Origin of the sequence: Streptomyces microflavus (genome assembly GCF_014650075.1) — a bacterium.
GTDB lineage: Bacteria > Actinomycetota > Actinomycetes > Streptomycetales > Streptomycetaceae > Streptomyces > Streptomyces microflavus.
In genome coordinates, this window is sequence record NZ_BMUG01000002.1 from 58,856 (window position 1) to 75,313 (window position 16,458).

Annotated in this window: 14 protein-coding genes; 6 read left to right on the forward strand and 8 right to left on the reverse strand. The window is 71.5% G+C overall.

Annotated elements, in window-relative coordinates:
• Positions 1 to 122: 122 nt before the first annotated feature.
• From ftsH to dacB, 5 genes are all read right to left on the reverse strand, one after another.
• The gene (ftsH, locus tag IE264_RS05315) at positions 123 to 2,180 is read right to left on the reverse strand and encodes an ATP-dependent zinc metalloprotease FtsH (RefSeq protein ID WP_015609361.1); all 2,058 of its coding nucleotides are present in this window, start codon (positions 2,178 to 2,180) and stop codon (positions 123 to 125) included.
• Positions 2,181 to 2,348: 168 nt separating this feature from the next.
• Positions 2,349 to 2,888, reverse strand: a complete 540-nt coding sequence (hpt, locus tag IE264_RS05320) for a hypoxanthine phosphoribosyltransferase (protein WP_030593143.1) — start codon at positions 2,886 to 2,888, stop codon at positions 2,349 to 2,351.
• A gap of 100 nt (positions 2,889 to 2,988) precedes the next feature.
• Positions 2,989 to 4,107, reverse strand: a complete 1,119-nt coding sequence (tilS, locus tag IE264_RS05325) for a tRNA lysidine(34) synthetase TilS (protein WP_032758675.1) — start codon at positions 4,105 to 4,107, stop codon at positions 2,989 to 2,991.
• Between the two features lie 187 nt (positions 4,108 to 4,294).
• Positions 4,295 to 5,431 carry an Rv3626c family coenzyme F420 biosynthesis-associated protein gene (locus IE264_RS05330; protein WP_032758676.1) on the reverse strand — a complete coding sequence of 379 codons (1,137 nt, stop codon included), beginning with the start codon at positions 5,429 to 5,431 and terminating at the stop codon, positions 4,295 to 4,297.
• Positions 5,432 to 5,502: 71 nt separating this feature from the next.
• The gene (dacB, locus tag IE264_RS05335; RefSeq protein ID WP_032758677.1) at positions 5,503 to 6,981 is read right to left on the reverse strand and encodes a D-alanyl-D-alanine carboxypeptidase/D-alanyl-D-alanine endopeptidase; all 1,479 of its coding nucleotides are present in this window, start codon (positions 6,979 to 6,981) and stop codon (positions 5,503 to 5,505) included.
• Positions 6,982 to 7,067: 86 nt separating this feature from the next.
• Between dacB and IE264_RS05340 the strand changes: the two genes are divergently transcribed.
• On the forward strand, positions 7,068 to 7,562 hold the full coding sequence (locus tag IE264_RS05340; protein WP_015609366.1) for an inorganic diphosphatase: 495 nt from the start codon (positions 7,068 to 7,070) through the stop codon (positions 7,560 to 7,562).
• A gap of 176 nt (positions 7,563 to 7,738) precedes the next feature.
• Entirely contained in the window at positions 7,739 to 9,442 is a 1,704-nt protein-coding gene (locus IE264_RS05345) for a threonine/serine exporter family protein (protein WP_032758678.1), read from the forward strand.
• A gap of 85 nt (positions 9,443 to 9,527) precedes the next feature.
• On the opposite strand, the gene IE264_RS05350 is transcribed toward IE264_RS05345, so the two are convergent.
• The gene (locus IE264_RS05350; RefSeq protein WP_015609368.1) at positions 9,528 to 10,238 is read right to left on the reverse strand and encodes a DedA family protein; all 711 of its coding nucleotides are present in this window, start codon (positions 10,236 to 10,238) and stop codon (positions 9,528 to 9,530) included.
• 150 nt (positions 10,239 to 10,388) lie between these two features.
• On the opposite strand from IE264_RS05350, the gene IE264_RS05355 reads away from it, so the two are divergent.
• The 4 genes from IE264_RS05355 (at position 10,389) to gad (ending at position 14,537) form a co-directional block, all read left to right on the forward strand.
• The gene (locus IE264_RS05355; RefSeq protein ID WP_015609369.1) at positions 10,389 to 10,754 is read left to right on the forward strand and encodes a YbjQ family protein; all 366 of its coding nucleotides are present in this window, start codon (positions 10,389 to 10,391) and stop codon (positions 10,752 to 10,754) included.
• A 268-nt stretch (positions 10,755 to 11,022) separates the two neighbouring features.
• Positions 11,023 to 12,303 (forward strand): ion channel protein, encoded by a 1,281-nt coding sequence (locus tag IE264_RS05360; RefSeq protein WP_032758679.1) that lies wholly within the window; start codon positions 11,023 to 11,025, stop codon positions 12,301 to 12,303.
• A gap of 130 nt (positions 12,304 to 12,433) precedes the next feature.
• Positions 12,434 to 13,057 carry an NAD(P)H:quinone oxidoreductase gene (gene wrbA / locus IE264_RS05365; RefSeq protein WP_032758680.1) on the forward strand — a complete coding sequence of 208 codons (624 nt, stop codon included), beginning with the start codon at positions 12,434 to 12,436 and terminating at the stop codon, positions 13,055 to 13,057.
• Positions 13,058 to 13,109: 52 nt separating this feature from the next.
• Complete coding sequence (gad, locus tag IE264_RS05370) at positions 13,110 to 14,537, forward strand: glutamate decarboxylase (RefSeq protein WP_015609372.1); 1,428 nt, start codon at positions 13,110 to 13,112, stop codon at positions 14,535 to 14,537.
• A gap of 24 nt (positions 14,538 to 14,561) precedes the next feature.
• Here gad and IE264_RS05375 read toward each other — a convergent pair whose 3' ends face one another.
• Positions 14,562 to 15,419 (reverse strand): ABC transporter permease, encoded by an 858-nt coding sequence (locus IE264_RS05375; RefSeq protein WP_032758682.1) that lies wholly within the window; start codon positions 15,417 to 15,419, stop codon positions 14,562 to 14,564.
• Positions 15,416 to 16,396: a daunorubicin resistance protein DrrA family ABC transporter ATP-binding protein gene (locus IE264_RS05380; RefSeq protein ID WP_032758683.1), complete on the reverse strand. Its 981-nt coding sequence runs from the start codon at positions 16,394 to 16,396 to the stop codon at positions 15,416 to 15,418. Before IE264_RS05380 ends, IE264_RS05375 begins: the two co-directional genes overlap by 4 nt.
• Positions 16,397 to 16,458: the final 62 nt, after the last annotated feature.

Consider the following 16,458-nt stretch of genomic DNA (forward strand, 5'->3'; position numbering starts at 1 on the left):
CGTGGACATCGCAGGCATACGGAAAAGCCGCGCCCCCACAGGCTAAAACCTGGGGGGCGCGGCATCCATTCCGGGACCGGTGCTCCCCCCGTGACGGGGGTCTCACCGGAAGCGGTCCGGGACTAGCTCTCGGGACGCTCCTCGGGGATCGCCTCGGTGGACGGGGCGATGTCCTTCGTCAGGTCCGTCGGGGCGATCTCCGGCGGGGCGGCCGAACCGTTGGCGGTGGAAGCGCCGTTGGTGAGCGCCAGCTCCTTCGGAGAGAGCACCGGGGGCCGCGTCGACGGGGTGCGCCGGGCGGAGCCGGTCCACGCCGGACGGGCGGGACGCTTGACGATCGGGGCGAAGATCTCCGCGATCTGCTCCTTGCCGAGCGTCTCCTTCTCCAGGAGTTCGAGCACGAGGGCGTCGAGGATGTCGCGGTTCTCGACGAGGATCTCCCACGCGTCGTGGTGCGCGCTGTCGATGAGCTTCTTGACCTCTTCGTCGACGAGCGCCGCGACCTCTTCCGAGTAATCGCGCTGGTGGCCCATCTCCCGGCCCAGGAAGGGCTCGGTGTTGTCGCCGCCGAACTTGATGGCGCCGAGCCGCTCCGTCATGCCGTACTGCGTGACCATCGCGCGGGCCGTTGCGGTGGCCTTCTCGATGTCGTTCGCAGCGCCGGTGGTCGGGTCGTGGAAGACCAGTTCCTCGGCCGCGCGCCCGCCCAGCATGTACGCCAGCTGGTCGAGCATCTCGTTGCGGGTCGTGGAGTACTTGTCCTCCTCCGGGAGCACCATCGTGTAACCGAGGGCGCGGCCGCGGGAGAGGATCGTGATCTTGTGGACCGGGTCCGACTGGGGGGAGGCCGCCGCGACCAGGGCGTGTCCGCCCTCGTGGTACGCGGTGATCTTCTTTTCCTTCTCGGACATGATCCGGGTCCGCTTCTGCGGGCCCGCCACGACGCGGTCGATGGCCTCGTCGAGCATCTCGTTGTCGATGAGCTTCCTGTTGCTGCGCGCCGTCAGGAGCGCGGCCTCGTTCAGCACGTTCGACAGGTCGGCACCGGTGAAGCCGGGCGTGCGGCGGGCGACGGCGCCGAGATCGACGTCCTTCGCCACCGGCTTGCCCTTCTGGTGGACCTTGAGGATCTCCAGCCGGCCCAGCATGTCGGGGCGGTCGACCGCGATCTGCCGGTCGAAGCGTCCCGGGCGCAGGAGGGCCGGGTCGAGGATGTCCGGGCGGTTCGTGGCGGCGATCAGGATGACCCCGCCCTTCACGTCGAACCCGTCCATCTCGACGAGCAGCTGGTTGAGCGTCTGCTCGCGCTCGTCGTGACCGCCGCCCATACCGGCACCGCGGTGCCGGCCGACGGCGTCGATCTCGTCGACGAAGACGATCGCCGGGGCGTTCGCCTTGGCCTGCTCGAAGAGGTCACGCACACGGGAGGCACCGACACCGACGAACATCTCGACGAAGTCGGACCCGGAGATCGAGTAGAACGGCACGCCCGCTTCGCCGGCGACGGCGCGTGCGAGCAGCGTCTTGCCCGTACCGGGCGGCCCGTAGAGCAGGACGCCCTTGGGGATCTTGGCGCCGACGGCCTGGAACTTCGCCGGCTCCTGGAGGAACTCCTTGATCTCGTGGAGCTCCTCGACCGCCTCGTCGGACCCCGCCACATCGGCGAAGGTCGTCTTCGGGGTGTCCTTGGTGATCAGCTTGGCCTTGGACTTGCCGAACTGCATGACCTTGGAGCCGCCACCCTGCATCTGGTTCATCAGAAACAGGAAGACGACGACGATCAGGACGAAGGGCAGCAGCGAGAGGAGGATCGAGACGAACGGGGACTGCTTCGACGGCGAGACGGTGTAACCCTTCTCGATGTCACCCGCCTCGAACTTCTGCTGCAGCGTGTCGGCGAGCTCGACGCCCTGGTTGCCGATGTAGCTCGCCTGGAACTTGTTGCCGGACTCACCGGCGAGCTTCTGGCCGTCCTTAAGTTCGATCTTGAGAATCTGTTCGTCACCGGTGGTCAGCTTGGCCTGCTCCACCTGGTCCTTGCTGATCGCCTGGATCACCTTGCCGGTGTCCACCGTCTTGTAGCCGCCCGACGAGCCGACGACCTGCATCAACACGACCACGGCGAGGACGGCCAGCACGATCCACATGACCGGCCCACGGAAGTATCGCTTCACGTCCATCCATACGGAGCGAAGTCGCCCCGTCCCTCCTGCCTAGGTAAATGCTGCTGTTTGAAAAGAGTGTTCTTCGGACGGTACCCCAGCGGGGGCGCCCGCGACCGCTGGGTGCGGCGGAGAAACCCGCTTTCGAAGCTTCAACGGCCCGAAGGCGGCCAGGGTTCCCGGGGGTCAGCCGCCGTAGACGTGCGGGGCGAGCGTGCCGACGAACGGGAGGTTGCGGTACTTCTCCGCGTAGTCCAGGCCGTAGCCGACGACGAACTCGTTGGGGATGTCGAAGCCGATCCACTTCACGTCGATCGCGACCTTGGCGGCGTCCGGCTTGCGCAGCAGGGTGCAGACCTCGAGCGAGGCCGGCTCCCGGGAGCCCAGGTTGGACAGCAGCCAGGACAGCGTCAGGCCCGAGTCGATGATGTCCTCGACGATCAGGACGTGCTTGCCCTTGATGTCGGTGTCCAGGTCCTTGAGGATCCGGACGACACCGGAGGACTGGGTGCCCGCCCCGTACGAGGAGACGGCCATCCAGTCCATCGTGACGGGGGTGGACAGCGCGCGCGCCAGGTCCGCCATGACCATCACCGCGCCCTTGAGGACGCCGACGAGGAGCAGGTCCTTGCCCGCGTACTCCGCGTCGATCTTCGCGGCCAGTTCGACGAGCTTCGCGTCGATCTCTTCCTTGGTGAGGAGCACCGACTGAAGGTCGGTACCCATGTCCTTCTCGTTCACCCACGTCTCTTTCTCTGCCTGCCGGGCCCGGGGTGCGCCCCGGGCCCGGCCCGGCTGTTTCGCCTGCGTTTCAGCCGCTTGCGCGTCAGCTCTGCCGAATGACCAGTCTGCCACCCTGGCGTCGGGCCTCGACGCGGCCGGGCAGGTTGATGGCCCGCTGGCCGCGCCAGCCGGTGATCAGGCGGTCGACTTCTTCGAGATGGCGGGCGAAGAGGGAGCCGGCGGGCGCACCGGCCTCGATGACGGCCCGGCGCAGCACCCGGCGGCGTACCGCGGGCGGCAGGACGTAGAGCTTGGCGCACTCCAGCTGGCCGGTGTCGTCGCGTACGGCGAGCTCGGCCTCGGCGGCCCAGGTGTCCAGCGCGTCGGCGTCGTCCCGGGAGAGCTGGGCCGTCCGGGCGAGGGCCTCGACGACACCTTTGCCGAGCGCCTTCTCCAGGGCGGGCAGGCCCTCGTGGCGCAGGCGGGAGCGGGTGTAGGCGGGGTCGATGTTGTGCGGGTCGTCCCAGACGGGGATCGACTGGACCAGGCAGGCCTTGCGGGCGGTCTGCCGGTCCAGCTGGAGGAAGGGGCGGCGGTAGCGGCCGGCCGGCCCGGAGGCGGCGGCCATGCCGGAGAGCGAGCGGATGCCGGAGCCGCGGGCGAGCCCGAGGAGGACGGTCTCGGCCTGGTCGTCGCGGGTGTGGCCGAGCAGCACGGCGGCGGCGCCGTGGCGTTCGGCGGCGGCGTCCAGCGCGGCGTAGCGGGCGTCGCGGGCGGCGGCCTCGGGGCCGCCCTCGCGTCCGACGTGCACGGCGACGGCCTCGACGGGGTCGAGGTCCATGGCGGCGAGCCGGGTGACGACCTCGGCGGCGCGGAGGCCGGATCCCGGCTGGAGGTTGTGGTCGACGGTGATGCCGCCGGCCCGGACGTCGAGCTTGCGGGCCTCGAAGGCGAGGGCCGAGGCGAGCGCCATGGAGTCGGCGCCGCCGGAGCAGGCGACGAGGACCAGCGGGGCGGCGGGCCGTTCGGGGAGGGCGGTGCGGGAGCTGCCCGCCGTACCGGCCTCGGCGTAGCGGGAGGCGGCGGGCGCGGTGCGCCGGGCCTCCGCTCCGGGCCGGCCGGGGCCGCCGGGGCCTTCGTGCCGGTGGAATTCGGTGAGGACGTCGTGGAGTACGCGGCGGACCGCCAGGCGTATCGCCGCGACCGCAGGATGGGGACCCATGTCCGGTGCCCTTCGTGGAGATTCGGGAGGAGCGTCGAGCGCCGGAACGCGTGAGTCCCGTCACTCAGAGTGCGTCGATGGTGACAGAGGCAAGCTGTTCATCGAGCATTGCACGCCTTCCCATGCCCTCATGGTCCCTCGGATGGGTGATTGGAGGGCAGTTTCCCGGTCCTGGGCCGGGAAAGGGTCACGATTCGGCCTTACGGTGCACCCGCGCGACCCACTCCGCGGGTTTGGCGATCTCCGCCTTGGTGGGCAGGGTGTTGGGCGAGGTCCAGACGCGGTTGAAGCCGTCCATGCCGACCTCTTCGACGACCGATCGTACGAACTTCTCGCCGTCCTTGTACTGCCGGAGCTTGGCGTCCAGGCCGAGCAGCTTGCGCAGTGCCTGGTCGAGCCGGCCGGCGCCCTGGGCCCGGCGCCGCTGGAACTTCTCCCGGATCTCGGAGACGGAGCCGACGACTTCGGGGCCGACGCCGTCCATCACGAAGTCCGCGTGGCCTTCGAGGAGGGACATCACGGCGGTGAGGCGGCCGAGCACCTCGCGCTGGGCGGGGGTCTGCACGACGTCGACGAGGCTGCGTCCGCCGTCCTCGCCCTTCTCGCCCTCGGGGCGGCCGGCGCCGGAGAGCGACTGGGCGGCCTCGCGCAGCCGCTCCAGGAAGGTCATCGGGTCGACGTCGGTCTCGTCCAGGAAGGTCTGGATCTCGCCCTGGAGGTGGTCGCGGAGCCAGGGGACACCGGTGAACTGGGTGCGGTGGGTCTCCTCGTGGAGGGCGACCCAGAGCCGGAAGTCGTGCGGGTCCACGTCGAGCTCCCGCTCCACGTGGACGATGTTGGGGGCGACCAGCAGCAGCCGTCCACCGCCGTTCGGGGCGGCGGGGAGCTCGCGGGTGGCGGGGGCGAACGTCTCGTACTGGCCGAGCACCCGGGAGGCGAGGAACGAGAGCAGCATGCCCAGCTCGACGCCGGTGACCTTGCCGCCGACCGCACCGAGCACGGCACCGCCGGGTCCGCCGGAGCGCCGGCTCTCCATCTTGGCGAGCAGCGGGCGCAGCAGTTCGCGGAAGCCCGCGACGTTGGCCTTGATCCAGCCGGCCCGGTCGACGACCAGGACGGGGGTGTCCTCCGGTTCGGTCCCTTCCGGGATCATCCGGGTGAAGAGGCGGACGTGTTCCTCGGAGGCCTTGGCGTGCCGCCGGAGCTCCGCGACGACGGCGCGGGCCTCCTCGCGGCTGATCTCGGGCCCGGGCCGCACCAGTCGGGTCGCGGTCGCGACCGCGAGGTTCCAGTCGACCATCTCTGCACCACCGATGCTCGTCATGCGTCAACCGTACGTGAGGCCTTCGCCCGGTGGTGGGGTCTTGCACCGCTCTCCGGGTGCCGGATGGCTGCTCAGCCGCCCGGTCCGGCGAGCGCGGCGGCCAGGGCGTCGAGGGCGGATTCGGCCGCGGCCGGCGAGGTGGAGCCGGAGGCGAGGAAGGCGAAGGCGAGCAGCCGTCCCTGCGGGTCGACGACGGTTCCGGCGAGGGAGTTGACGCGGTTGAGGGTGCCGGTCTTGGCGCGGACCAGGCCGGTGGCGCCGGGGGCGTCCTCGTAGCGGGTGCTCAGCGTGCCGCTGAAGCCGGCGACCGGGAGGCCGGTGAGGACGGGGCGCAGCTCGGGCCGGTCCGGGTCGGCGGCGCGGGCGAGGAGGGTGGTGAGGAGGGTGGCGGTGACCCGGCCCTCGCGGTCGAGTCCGCTGCCGTCGGCGAGGCGGGCTCCGGCGGTGGGCACCTTGAGTTTCCCGAGTTCGGCGGTGACGGCGCGGCGGGCCCCGGCGAAGTCGGCGCTCTCGCCGGTGGCGATCGCGGTCTGCCGGGCGAGGGCCTCGGCGATGTCGTTGTCGCTGTTGGTGAGGGTGCGCTCGACGAGGGCGGAGAGCGGGGCGGAGTGGTGGGTGGCGACGGTGCGGGTCTTGCCGGGCGCCCGGGCCTCGCGGGGGGCGCCGGTGACCTTGACGCCGGCCTTCCTCAGCTGGGCGGCGAAGGCGCGGGCGGCGTCCCCGGCCGGGTCCTCCGTACGGGGGGCGTGGCCGCGGTCCGTGCCGTTGAGGCGGCCCTCGTTCACCATCAGGGCGGTGACGGGGGCGATGTTGTCGTTGGGGCTGATCGGGTGGAGCACGGGGCCGGTGTAGCGGGAGACGTCGTAGGTGAGCCGTACGCCGGTGGCGTCGGCCTCCTCGATCGCGCGGGCCGCGGTGGCGGCCATCGAGGCCAGGGCGGCCGGGCTCAGGGTGGGGTCGCCGCCGCCGACCAGGGTCAGGGTGCGGGCGTCCTCGGAGAGCCGGACGGTGGTGGCGATGCGGTGGTCGGGGCCGAGGGCGGAGAGCGCCGCGGTGGCGGTGGCGATCTTGACGGTGGAGGCCGGGGTCATCGGGGCGGTGGCGCCGCGCCCGTACAGCTGCTTGCCGGTGGCGGTGTCGATGACGGAGGCGGCGACCCGGGTGCCGAGTGCGGGCTCGCCGATGAGCGGGGCGAGAGCGGTGCGCAGACTCGCGGGGTCCTGGGGGGCGGAACGGGTGACGGTGGTGTCGAGGGCGCCCAGGACGGCGGAGGCGCTGGGGGCCGGTTCGGGGGCGCCGGGCAGCCTGCGGCCGTGATGTGCGCCACCTGTGCGGTCCGCGGCGGCTGCGAGCTGCCGCTCGGCCTTACGCTGACCGTTGTCCCAGGGACCGGCGGCGAGGACGGCGCCGGTGGCCACGACCAGGCCGAGCACGGCGGAGCCTGCGACGACCTGCCAGGTGTTGGACCCGTTGCGCTTGCTCTTCAGGTTCTTGATCCGGCCCCAGGGGTCCGACGGGCGGTTCGACGGTTCTTCCACCGGCTCGGCCACCGTTGACCAGCCCCTTTCGCGAGCACTCTTCTGCGTGGGGGACACTTAACCACCAGTCGTATGTGTTGATCATGGAGGAGCCACCCGTGGAGTTCGACGTCACCATCGAGATCCCGAAGGGTTCGCGGAACAAGTACGAGGTGGACCACGAGACCGGTCGGATCCGCCTGGACCGTCGACTCTTCACCTCGACCAGCTACCCGGCCGACTACGGCTTCGTCGAGAACACCCTCGGCGAGGACGGCGACCCGCTGGACGCGCTGGTCATTCTGGACGAGCCGACGTTCCCCGGATGCCTCATCAAGTGCCGTGCCATCGGCATGTTCCGGATGACGGACGAGGCCGGCGGCGACGACAAGCTGCTGTGCGTCCCCGCGTCGGACCCGCGGGTGGAGCACCTGCGCGACATCCACCACGTGTCGGAGTTCGACCGCCTGGAGATCCAGCACTTCTTCGAGGTCTACAAGGACCTGGAGCCGGGCAAGTCCGTCGAGGGCGCCGACTGGGTCGGCCGTACCGAGGCGGAGGCCGAGATCGAGGCCTCGTACAAGCGTCTTGAGGCCCAGGGCGACAAGCACTGACGTACCTCTTCCGGTTCCGTTTGTGAGCCGGGCAGCCGTACGGGAACGGGCGGCACACCTTCACGGGTGTGCCGCCCGTTCCGCTGTGCGGACGCATCGTCATGCGGGGCCCATGGCGGTGGCCATACTGGGCACACGTGCGCCCGGAAGGTGTAGCCGAGGAGGAACGAGGTCGAGTGGTGGCGGAATCGGGCGGTCCTGAGGACCAGAAGCCCCAGTCCGACGAGGCACGGAGCGCTTTCACCGCGCCTGCCGGGACGAGTCAGCCGGCCTCGCCGCCCGAGGAGGACCACCCGACGTCGGAGTTCGCGATCCCGACCGGGGTGCACCCCGAGCCGAGCGGTTCGGGCGGTTCCGGCGGCGGTTCCACGGGCGGTCCGAACTCGGACACGCTGAGTTCCGCTTTCACCCCGCCGAGCGGGTACAACGCCCAGCAGACTCCCCCCGCCTTCACCCCGGCGCAGGGCATTCCGATGGTCAAGCTGACCAAGGAGGCGCCCTGGCAGGACCGGATGCGCACGATGCTGCGGATGCCGGTGACCGAGCGCCCGGCGCCGGAGACCGTACAGCGCACCGACGACGACACGGGTCCCGCAGTGCCTCGCGTGCTCGACCTGACGCTGCGTATCGGGGAGCTGCTGCTGGCGGGCGGCGAGGGCGCCGAGGACGTCGAGGCGGCGATGTTCGCCGTGACCCGGTCGTACGGCCTGGACCGCAGCGAGCCGACGGTCACGTTCACGCTGCTGTCGATCTCGCACCAGCCGTCGCTGGTCGACGACCCGGTGACGGCGAGCCGTACCGTACGCCGGCGGGGCACCGACTACACCAGGCTGGCGGCCGTCTTCCGGCTGGTCGACGACATCACCAGCGAGGACGCCGACGTCTCCCTGGAGGAGGCCTACCGGCGGCTCGCGGAGATCCGCAGGAACCGGCACCCGTACCCGGGCTGGGTGCTGACGGCGGCCGCCGGGCTGCTGGCCGGTTCGGCCTCCGTGCTGGTCGGCGGCGGGGTGCTGGTCTTCATCGTGGCGGCGGCGGGCGCGATGCTCGGCGACCGGCTGGCGTGGCTCTGCGCCGGGCGCGGACTGCCGGAGTTCTACCAGTTCACGGTGGCCGCTATGCCACCCGCCGCGATGGGCGTGGCGCTGACGCTGACCCATTCGACGGACATCCGGCCGTCCGCGGTGATCACCGGTGGGCTGTTCGCGCTGCTGCCGGGGCGGGCGCTGGTGGCGGGGGTGCAGGACGGGCTGACCGGCTACTACATCACCGCCTCCGCCCGGCTCCTGGAGGTCATGTACTTCTTCATCGGGATCGTGGCGGGCGTGCTGATCGTCCTGTACCTGGGCGTGCAGCTGGGGGCGGCGCTCAACCCCGAGGCGCAGTTCGTGCCCAACGACCGGCCGGTGCTCCAGATCCTGGCGTCGATGGCGCTGAGCCTGGCCTTCGCGGTCCTGCTCCAGCAGGAACGCTCCACCGTGCTGGCGGTCACCCTCAACGGCGGTGTCGCCTGGATCATCTTCGGGGCGATGGCCCGGACCGGGGGCATCTCGCCGGTCGCGGCGACGGCGGTGGCGGCCGGTCTGGTGGGCCTGTTCGGCCAGCTGTTCTCGCGCTACCGGTTCACGTCCTCGCTGCCGTACATCACGGCGGCGATCGGGCCGCTGCTGCCCGGTTCGGCGACGTACTTCGGTCTGCTGGGTGTGGCGCAGAACGAGCTGGACCGGGGGCTCGCCTCCCTGTCGACGGCGGTCGCGACGGCCCTGGCCATCGCGATCGGGGTGAACCTGGGGAGCGAGATCTCGCGGCTGTTCATGGGGGTGCCGGGCGCGGTCGGCGGGGCGAGCCGCCGGGCGGCGAAGCGGACCCGGGGGTTCTGAGGACCCGTCCTGTACGCGAACGGGAAGAGCCCCTCCCCCGGCTTGCTGCGGGGGAGGGGCTCCTGCCGTACGTACGAACAGGGGGTCAGCGCTTGGCGTGGCGGCCGCGCTGGCCGGGGGCCGGGCCCGCCGGGGGACCGTCCGGGTTGTCGGCGGCCTCGGCGGCTGCAGCCTTCTTGCCCTGGCTCCGGGCTCTGAGGACCTCGATCACGATCGGCACCACGGAGATCAGCACGATCAGGATGAGGATCATCTCGATGTGCTCGTGCACGAAGTCGATCTTGCCGAGCATGGCGCCGAGCACGGTGACACCGACGCCCCAGAGGATCGCGCCGACGATGTTGTACGTGATGAAGGAGCGGTAGTTCATCCGGCTGACGCCCGCGATGATCGGCGTGAACGTCCGCACGATGGGCACGAACCGCGCCAGGACCAGCGACTTCGGCCCGTGCTTCTCGAAGAATTCGTGGGCCTTCTCGACGTTCTCCTGCTTGAAGAGGCGGGAGTCCGGGCGCTTGAAGAGTGCCGGGCCGACCTTGCGGCCGAAGAGATAGCCCACCTGGTCGCCGACGATCGCGGCGACGGCGACCAGGGTGCAGACGAGCCAGAGCGGGTACTTCAGCTGTCCTGTGGTCACCAGCAGCCCCGTGGTGAACAGCAGGGAGTCGCCGGGCAGGAAGAAGCCGATCAGGAGTCCGGACTCGGCGAAGACGATGAGAAGAAGGCCGGGGAGGCCGAACGTATTGAGCAGATAGTCCGGGTCCAGCCAGCTCGGGCCGAGCGCAAGCGTATTCAAGGGTCCGGGCTCCAGGATGTGTGCGGTGGGGGCTCTGTAGGCCGCCCCAAGCTATCAACGCCCGATGAACGCCCTTGGTTCCAGTGGCGGACGGCGGGAATGCGCATCCTACGGAGCGGGGCGAGGCTGAGGACAGGAGGTGCCACAAACATGGGCATTGAGGATTTCGGCGGCGGCCAGACGGCCCAGGCGGACGTGCTGGTCGTCACCACCAATGACGTACCCGGCTACCAGGTGACACAGGTGATCGGCGAGGTCTTCGGGCTGACGGTGAGATCGCGTCACCTCGGCAGCCAGATCGGCGCCGGGTTGAAGTCGTTGGTCGGCGGCGAGCTGAAGGGGCTGACCAAGACCCTGGTCGAGACCCGCAACCAGGCGATGGAGCGGCTCGTGGAGCAGGCCCGGGCGCGGGGCGCCAACGCGGTCCTGATGATGCGGTTCGACGTCTCGGAGGCGGCGGATGTCGGCACGGAGGTCTGCGCGTACGGGACGGCGGCGGTGATCAGCAGGGTGTGACGGTGGGGCGGACCCGGCGGGTGGTGAGGCGGACCGGCGGGCCGTGACGCGGACCGGTGGGTGGTGACGCGGACCGGCGGGCAGTGACGCGGACCGGCGGGCAGTGACGCGGACCGGCGGGCGGCGAGGCGGACCGGCGGGCGGCGAGGCGGGCCGGCGGGCGGTGACGCGGACCGGTGGGTGGTGACGCGGACCGGTGGGTGGTGACGCGGTTTCGCCCGGACCGCAATGGTGCGGTTTGCGCGTTTCGTCGCCCTAGGGTGAGCCGGTGGACCCCGAATCCCCCGCGCCTCCCCACCCCCCGGCCGCCCCTGCCCGGCGGCTCCTGCCGCTCGTCCTGCCCGCGATCGCCGTCGGCGTGGTCTGCGCGCTGGTGCTGCTCGGGGTCAGCCTGCTGGCGGAACAGCTCCAGGACGTGCTCTGGGAGACCCTGCCCGACGCGCTCGGCGTGGGCCGGTTCTCCTCGCTCTGGATGATCGTGATGCTCACCGCGACCGGGCTCGCGGTGGGCCTGGTCCTGCGGGCGGTACCCGGTCACGGCGGGCCCGACCCGGCCACCACCGGCCTGGTGGACGCGCCGATGCGGCCGGGCATCATCCCCGGACTGCTCCTGGTGACCACGCTGGCGCTGGCGGGCGGGGTGAGCCTCGGGCCGGAGAACCCGATCACCGCCGCCAACATCGCCCTCGCCTACTGGCTCGGCCGGCGGGCCGCGCCCGGCGCACCGGCCGACCTGTGGGTGGCGCTCGCCGCCGCCGGGACGATCGGCGCCCTCTTCGGCACCCCGATCGCCGCCGCGCTGATCCTCTCCGAGTCACTGGCCTCGCAGCCGGGCCCCGGGGCGTTCTGGGACCGGCTGTTCGCACCGCTCGCGGCCGGTACGGCGGGGGCGCTGACCATGTCGCTGCTCGCCCACCCCAGCTTCGACCTCTCCCTCCCCGCCTACTCCGGCCCGCACTGGGGCGACCTCCTCTCCGCCCTGCTGATCGCCTCGGCGGGCGCACTCCTCGGCCTGCTGGCGGTGTACGCGCTGCCGGTGGCGCACCGGGCCTTCCGCGCGCTGCGGTACCCGGTGCTCGCGCTGACCGTCGGCGGGCTGGTACTGGGGCTGCTCGGGGCGCTGGGCGGCCATCTGACCCTGTTCAAGGGGCTGGAGGAGGTGAAGGAGCTCGCCGCGGACCCGGACGGCTGGTCGGCCGGGGGTTTCGCGGGCATGGCGGTGGTGAAGACGGCCGCCCTGGTGGTCGCGGCGGCCTGCGGCTTCCGGGGCGGGCGGATCTTCCCCGCCGTCTTCGCGGGGGTGGCCCTCGGGCTCTGCGCCCACGCGCTGGTCGACGCCGTACCGCCGGCGCTCGCGGTCTCGTGCGCGGTGCTGGGCGTGCTGCTCGCCGTCACCCGGCAGGGGTGGGTGAGCCTGTTCACGGCGGCGGTACTGGTCAGCGACGCGTCCGTACTGCCGCTGCTCTGCGCCGCCGCCCTGCCCGCCTGGCTGCTGGTGACCGGGCGGGCCCAGATGCAGCTGGACGGGGAGGGCAAGGCGCTGCGGTGAGCGAAGCGACGGCGTACGGGGTACGGAGGCGGGTCCGCCCGGCGCGCCGGGTGCGGCGGATATCCGTATCGTCAGCTCCGTACCACTACGTACCGTTTCGACCCGATACTGTCCCGACGGAGGTCCCCGCATGCCCACGCCCGTCAATGTCGCCGTCATCTACTACTCGTCCACCGGCACGATCGCCACGATCGCCAAGGCCATCGCCGAGGACGCGGAGCGGGCCGGGGCCCAGGTGCGGCTGCGCCGGGCGGCCGAACTCGCCCCGCAGGCGGCCATCGACTCCAACCCGGCCTGGGCCGCCAACGTGCAGGCGACCGCCTCCGTCCCCGAGGTCTCGCCGGACGACATGGTCTGGGCGGACGCGGTGATCTTCGGTTCGCCGACCCGGTACGGGAACATCACCGCGCAGCTCAAGCAGTTCATCGACACGCTCGGCGGGCTCTGGCAGTCCGGGCAGCTGGCCGACAAGGTCTACAGCGGCTTCACCGCCAGCGCCACCGCCCACGGCGGCCAGGAGTCCACTCTGCTCGCGCTCTACAACACGATCCACCACTTCGGCGGCATCCTCGTCGCCCCCGGGTACACCGACCCCTCGAAGTTCGTCGACGGCAACCCGTACGGCACCTCGCACGTGTCCGGGCAGGGCGACATCCCCGTCGGCGAGGTGACGCTGACCGCCGCCCGGGTGCAGGCCGAGCGCGTCGTGAAGTTCACCCGGGCCCTGAAGGCCGGGCTCGCCGCCGAGAGCTGATCGACGAGAGCCGAGAGCCGAAAGTCGAGACCCGGAGAAAGGTTGCTCCCCCATGCCGCTCCACCGAGGCGCCCACCCGCAGCGGGACGAACACTCCGACGAGCGGCGCAGGCTCGCCCTCAACCCCTTCTTCGGCGAGGCCGATCCGACGGCGGCGATGAACACCGCGCCGCCCCGGCACCGGCTGCCGGACGGGCCGCTGCCGCCGCTGACGGCGTACCGGCTGGTCCATGACGAGCTGATGCTCGACGGCAACTCCCGGCTCAACCTGGCCACCTTCGTCACCACCTGGATGGAGCCCCAGGCCGGGGTGCTGATGGGTGAGTGCCAGGACAAGAACATGATCGACAAGGACGAGTACCCGCGCACAGCCGAGCTGGAGCGGCGCTGTGTGGCGATGCTCGCCGACCTGTGGAACGCGCCCGATCCGGCGGCGGCCGTGGGGTGTTCGACCACCGGGTCGAGCGAGGCGTGCATGCTGGCCGGGCTCGCCCTCAAGCGCCGCTGGGCCAAGCGGAACGCGGACCGCTATCCGGCGACCGCCCGGCCCAATCTGGTGATGGGCGTCAACGTGCAGGTCTGCTGGGACAAGTTCTGCAACTTCTGGGAGGTGGAGGCCCGGCAGGTCCCGATGGACGGCGAGCGCTTCCATCTCGACCCGCAGGCCGCCGCCGAACTCTGCGACGAGAACACGATCGGCGTCGTCGGCATCCTCGGCTCCACCTTTGACGGGTCCTACGAGCCCATCGCCGACCTCTGCGCGGCCCTGGACGCCCTCCAGGAGCGCACCGGCCTTGATATCCCCGTCCATGTCGACGGGGCGTCCGGCGCGATGGTGGCCCCCTTCCTCGATCCCGATCTGGAGTGGGACTTCCGGCTGCCGAGGGTGTCGTCCATCAACACCTCGGGCCACAAGTACGGGCTGGTCTACCCAGGAGTCGGCTGGGCACTGTGGCGTACGGCGGACGAGCTGCCGGAGGAGCTGGTCTTCCGGGTCAACTATCTGGGCGGCGACATGCCGACCTTCGCGCTGAACTTCTCCCGGCCCGGGGCGCAGGTGGTCGCGCAGTACTACACGTTCCTGCGCCTCGGGCACGACGGCTACCGGGCGGTCCAGCAGGCCTCCCGGGACGTGGCCTGCTCTCTCGCCCGGGCGGTGGAGGAGCTCGGCGACTTCCGGCTGCTCACCCGGGGCGACGAGCTGCCGGTCTTCGCCTTCACGACCAAGCCGGAGGTCCACGCGTACGACGTGTTCGACGTCTCGCGCCGGCTGCGGGAGCACGGGTGGCTGGTCCCGGCCTACACCTTCCCCGCCCACCGGGAGGACCTTTCGGTGCTGCGGGTGGTGTGCCGCAACGGGTTCTCCTCCGACCTGGCCGCGCTGCTGATCGAGGACCTGAAGCTGCTGCTCCCCGAACTGCGGGCGCAGAAGCACCCGTTGAGCCATGACCGGGCGACCGTGACGGCCTTCCATCACTAGGCCTTCAGCGACCAGGACTACCGGCTACCGGCTCAGCCGCGCGAACTTCCGTACTGTCAACGGGAAGAACACCGCGATGATCGCCACCGGCCAGAGCACGGCCAGGAGTTGGGCGTGTTCGGCGGCCCAGGAGCCGGTCGCGCCGCCCGGGTTGCCGAACAACTCCCGTACGGCGGTGGCGGTGGCGGACATCGGGTTCCACTCGACCACCGCGCCCAGCCACCCCGGCATCGTCGCCGGGGTGGCGAACACGTTGGAGAGGAAGCCGACGGGCCAGACCAGGATCTGGACCGCCGAGACCAGCTCGGGCCGCCCCGCCACCATGGCGAGCTGGATGCCGACCCAGAGCATCGCGAACCGGAGCAGGAGCAGCAGCCCCACCGCGCCGAGCGCCGCGGCCGCCCCGTTGTGCCAGCGCCAGCCGACCGCGTAACCGACCCCGGCCATCACCGCGAGCGCCGCCGTCGACTGGAGCATGTCCGCGGCGCTGCGGCCGACCAGGACCGCGCCCGGGACCATCGGCAGGGAGCGGAACCGGTCGATGACGCCCTTGTTGAGGTCCTGGGTGACCGCGAGCATCGTGCTCTCCAGGCCGAAGGCCATGGTCAGCGCGAGCATCCCGGGGACCAGGAACTCGGTGGGGTCGCCCTGCACGCCCCGGCCGCCGCCGACCAGGTACGTGAACATCAGGAGCAGCATCACCGGGAAGGCCAGGTTGACGAGCACCGCGACGGGCTGCCGGGCCCAGTGGGCGAGTTCGCGGCGGGTCATCGTCCAGGAGTCGGCCAGCGCCCAGGTGAGCCGCGCGGCGCCGCCTTCGCGGCCGAGGGCGCCCTGCCCCGGGCCGCCCTGGCCGGGGATCGCTGTCGTCGTCGCGCTCATGCCGCCGCCTTCGTCTCGCGTACTGCCTGTTCGCCGACGGGCTCTCCGCCCCCGGGCCTTCCGGTCAGGGACAGGAACACCTCGTCCAGCGTCGGGCGGCGCACCGCGATGTCCTCCGCCTCGATGCCCGCCTCCTGGAGCGCCCGGACCGCCCCCGTCAGGGCCGCCATCCGGTCCGGGGCCGGGGCGCTGATCAGTCGGCGGTCCGGGTCGAGGAGGGAGCCCGGGGACCCCAGCAGCGCGGCCGCCTCCGCCAGCCGGGACGCGTCGCGCAGGACGACGTCGATCCGGTCGCCGCCGACGAGCGCCTTGAGCTGGTCGGACGTGCCTTCGGCGGCGGCCCTGCCGTCGTCGATGAGGGAGATCCGGTCGGCGAGCTGGTCCGCCTCCTCCAGATACTGCGTGGTCAGCAGGACGGTGGTGCCGCCGCCGACCAGGGAACGGACCGCGCCCCACACCTCGGCCCGGCCGCGCGGGTCCAGGCCGGTCGTGGGCTCGTCCAGGAAGAGCACGTCCGGTTCGGTGATCAGCGAGGCGGCCAGGTCGAGCCGCCTGCGCATCCCGCCGCTGTACTGCTTGACGGCCTTGCGCCCGGTGTCCGCGAGCCCGAACCGCTCCAGCAGCTCGTCGGCCCGGCTGCCCGCCCGGCGTGCGCCCAGGTGGTACAGCCGCCCGAACATCTCCAGGTTCTGCCGCCCGCCGAGCTGTTCGTCCACCGCCGCGTGCTGTCCGAGCAGGCCGATCCTGCGCCGCACGTCGGAGGCCCGCTCGCGGACGTCGAGCCCGGCCACGGTGACCCGGCCCGCGTCGGGGCGCAGCAGCGTCGACATGATCCGTACGGCAGTGGTCTTGCCCGCCCCGTTGGGGCCGAGCACCGCGTGGACGGTGCCGGCTCCGACTGTGAGGTCCAGCCCGTCGAGGGCGCGTTTCTCCCCGTACCTCTTGTGCACGCCGTCCAGGACGATCGCGTCGGTCACGTTCCCCGCCATCCTTCGGTTGCCCTTGTAGTCAAACTTGACTAGCAGCTCGAAGGTAAACC

Bases quoted from the DNA above. Each gene is read 5' to 3' on its own strand.
- tilS (WP_032758675.1), bottom strand. From the start codon at position 4,107: ATGGGTCCCCATCCTGCGGTCGCGGCGATACGCCTGGCGGTCCGCCGC.
- IE264_RS05375 (WP_032758682.1), bottom strand. From the start codon at position 15,419: ATGAGCGCGACGACGACAGCGATCCCCGGCCAGGGCGGCCCGGGGCAG.
- gad (WP_015609372.1), top strand. From the start codon at position 13,110: ATGCCGCTCCACCGAGGCGCCCACCCGCAGCGGGACGAACACTCCGAC.
- ftsH (WP_015609361.1), bottom strand. From the start codon at position 2,180: ATGGACGTGAAGCGATACTTCCGTGGGCCGGTCATGTGGATCGTGCTG.
- IE264_RS05355 (WP_015609369.1), top strand. From the start codon at position 10,389: ATGGGCATTGAGGATTTCGGCGGCGGCCAGACGGCCCAGGCGGACGTG.
- wrbA (WP_032758680.1), top strand. From the start codon at position 12,434: ATGCCCACGCCCGTCAATGTCGCCGTCATCTACTACTCGTCCACCGGC.
- IE264_RS05330 (WP_032758676.1), bottom strand. From the start codon at position 5,431: ATGACGAGCATCGGTGGTGCAGAGATGGTCGACTGGAACCTCGCGGTC.
- hpt (WP_030593143.1), bottom strand. From the start codon at position 2,888: ATGGGTACCGACCTTCAGTCGGTGCTCCTCACCAAGGAAGAGATCGAC.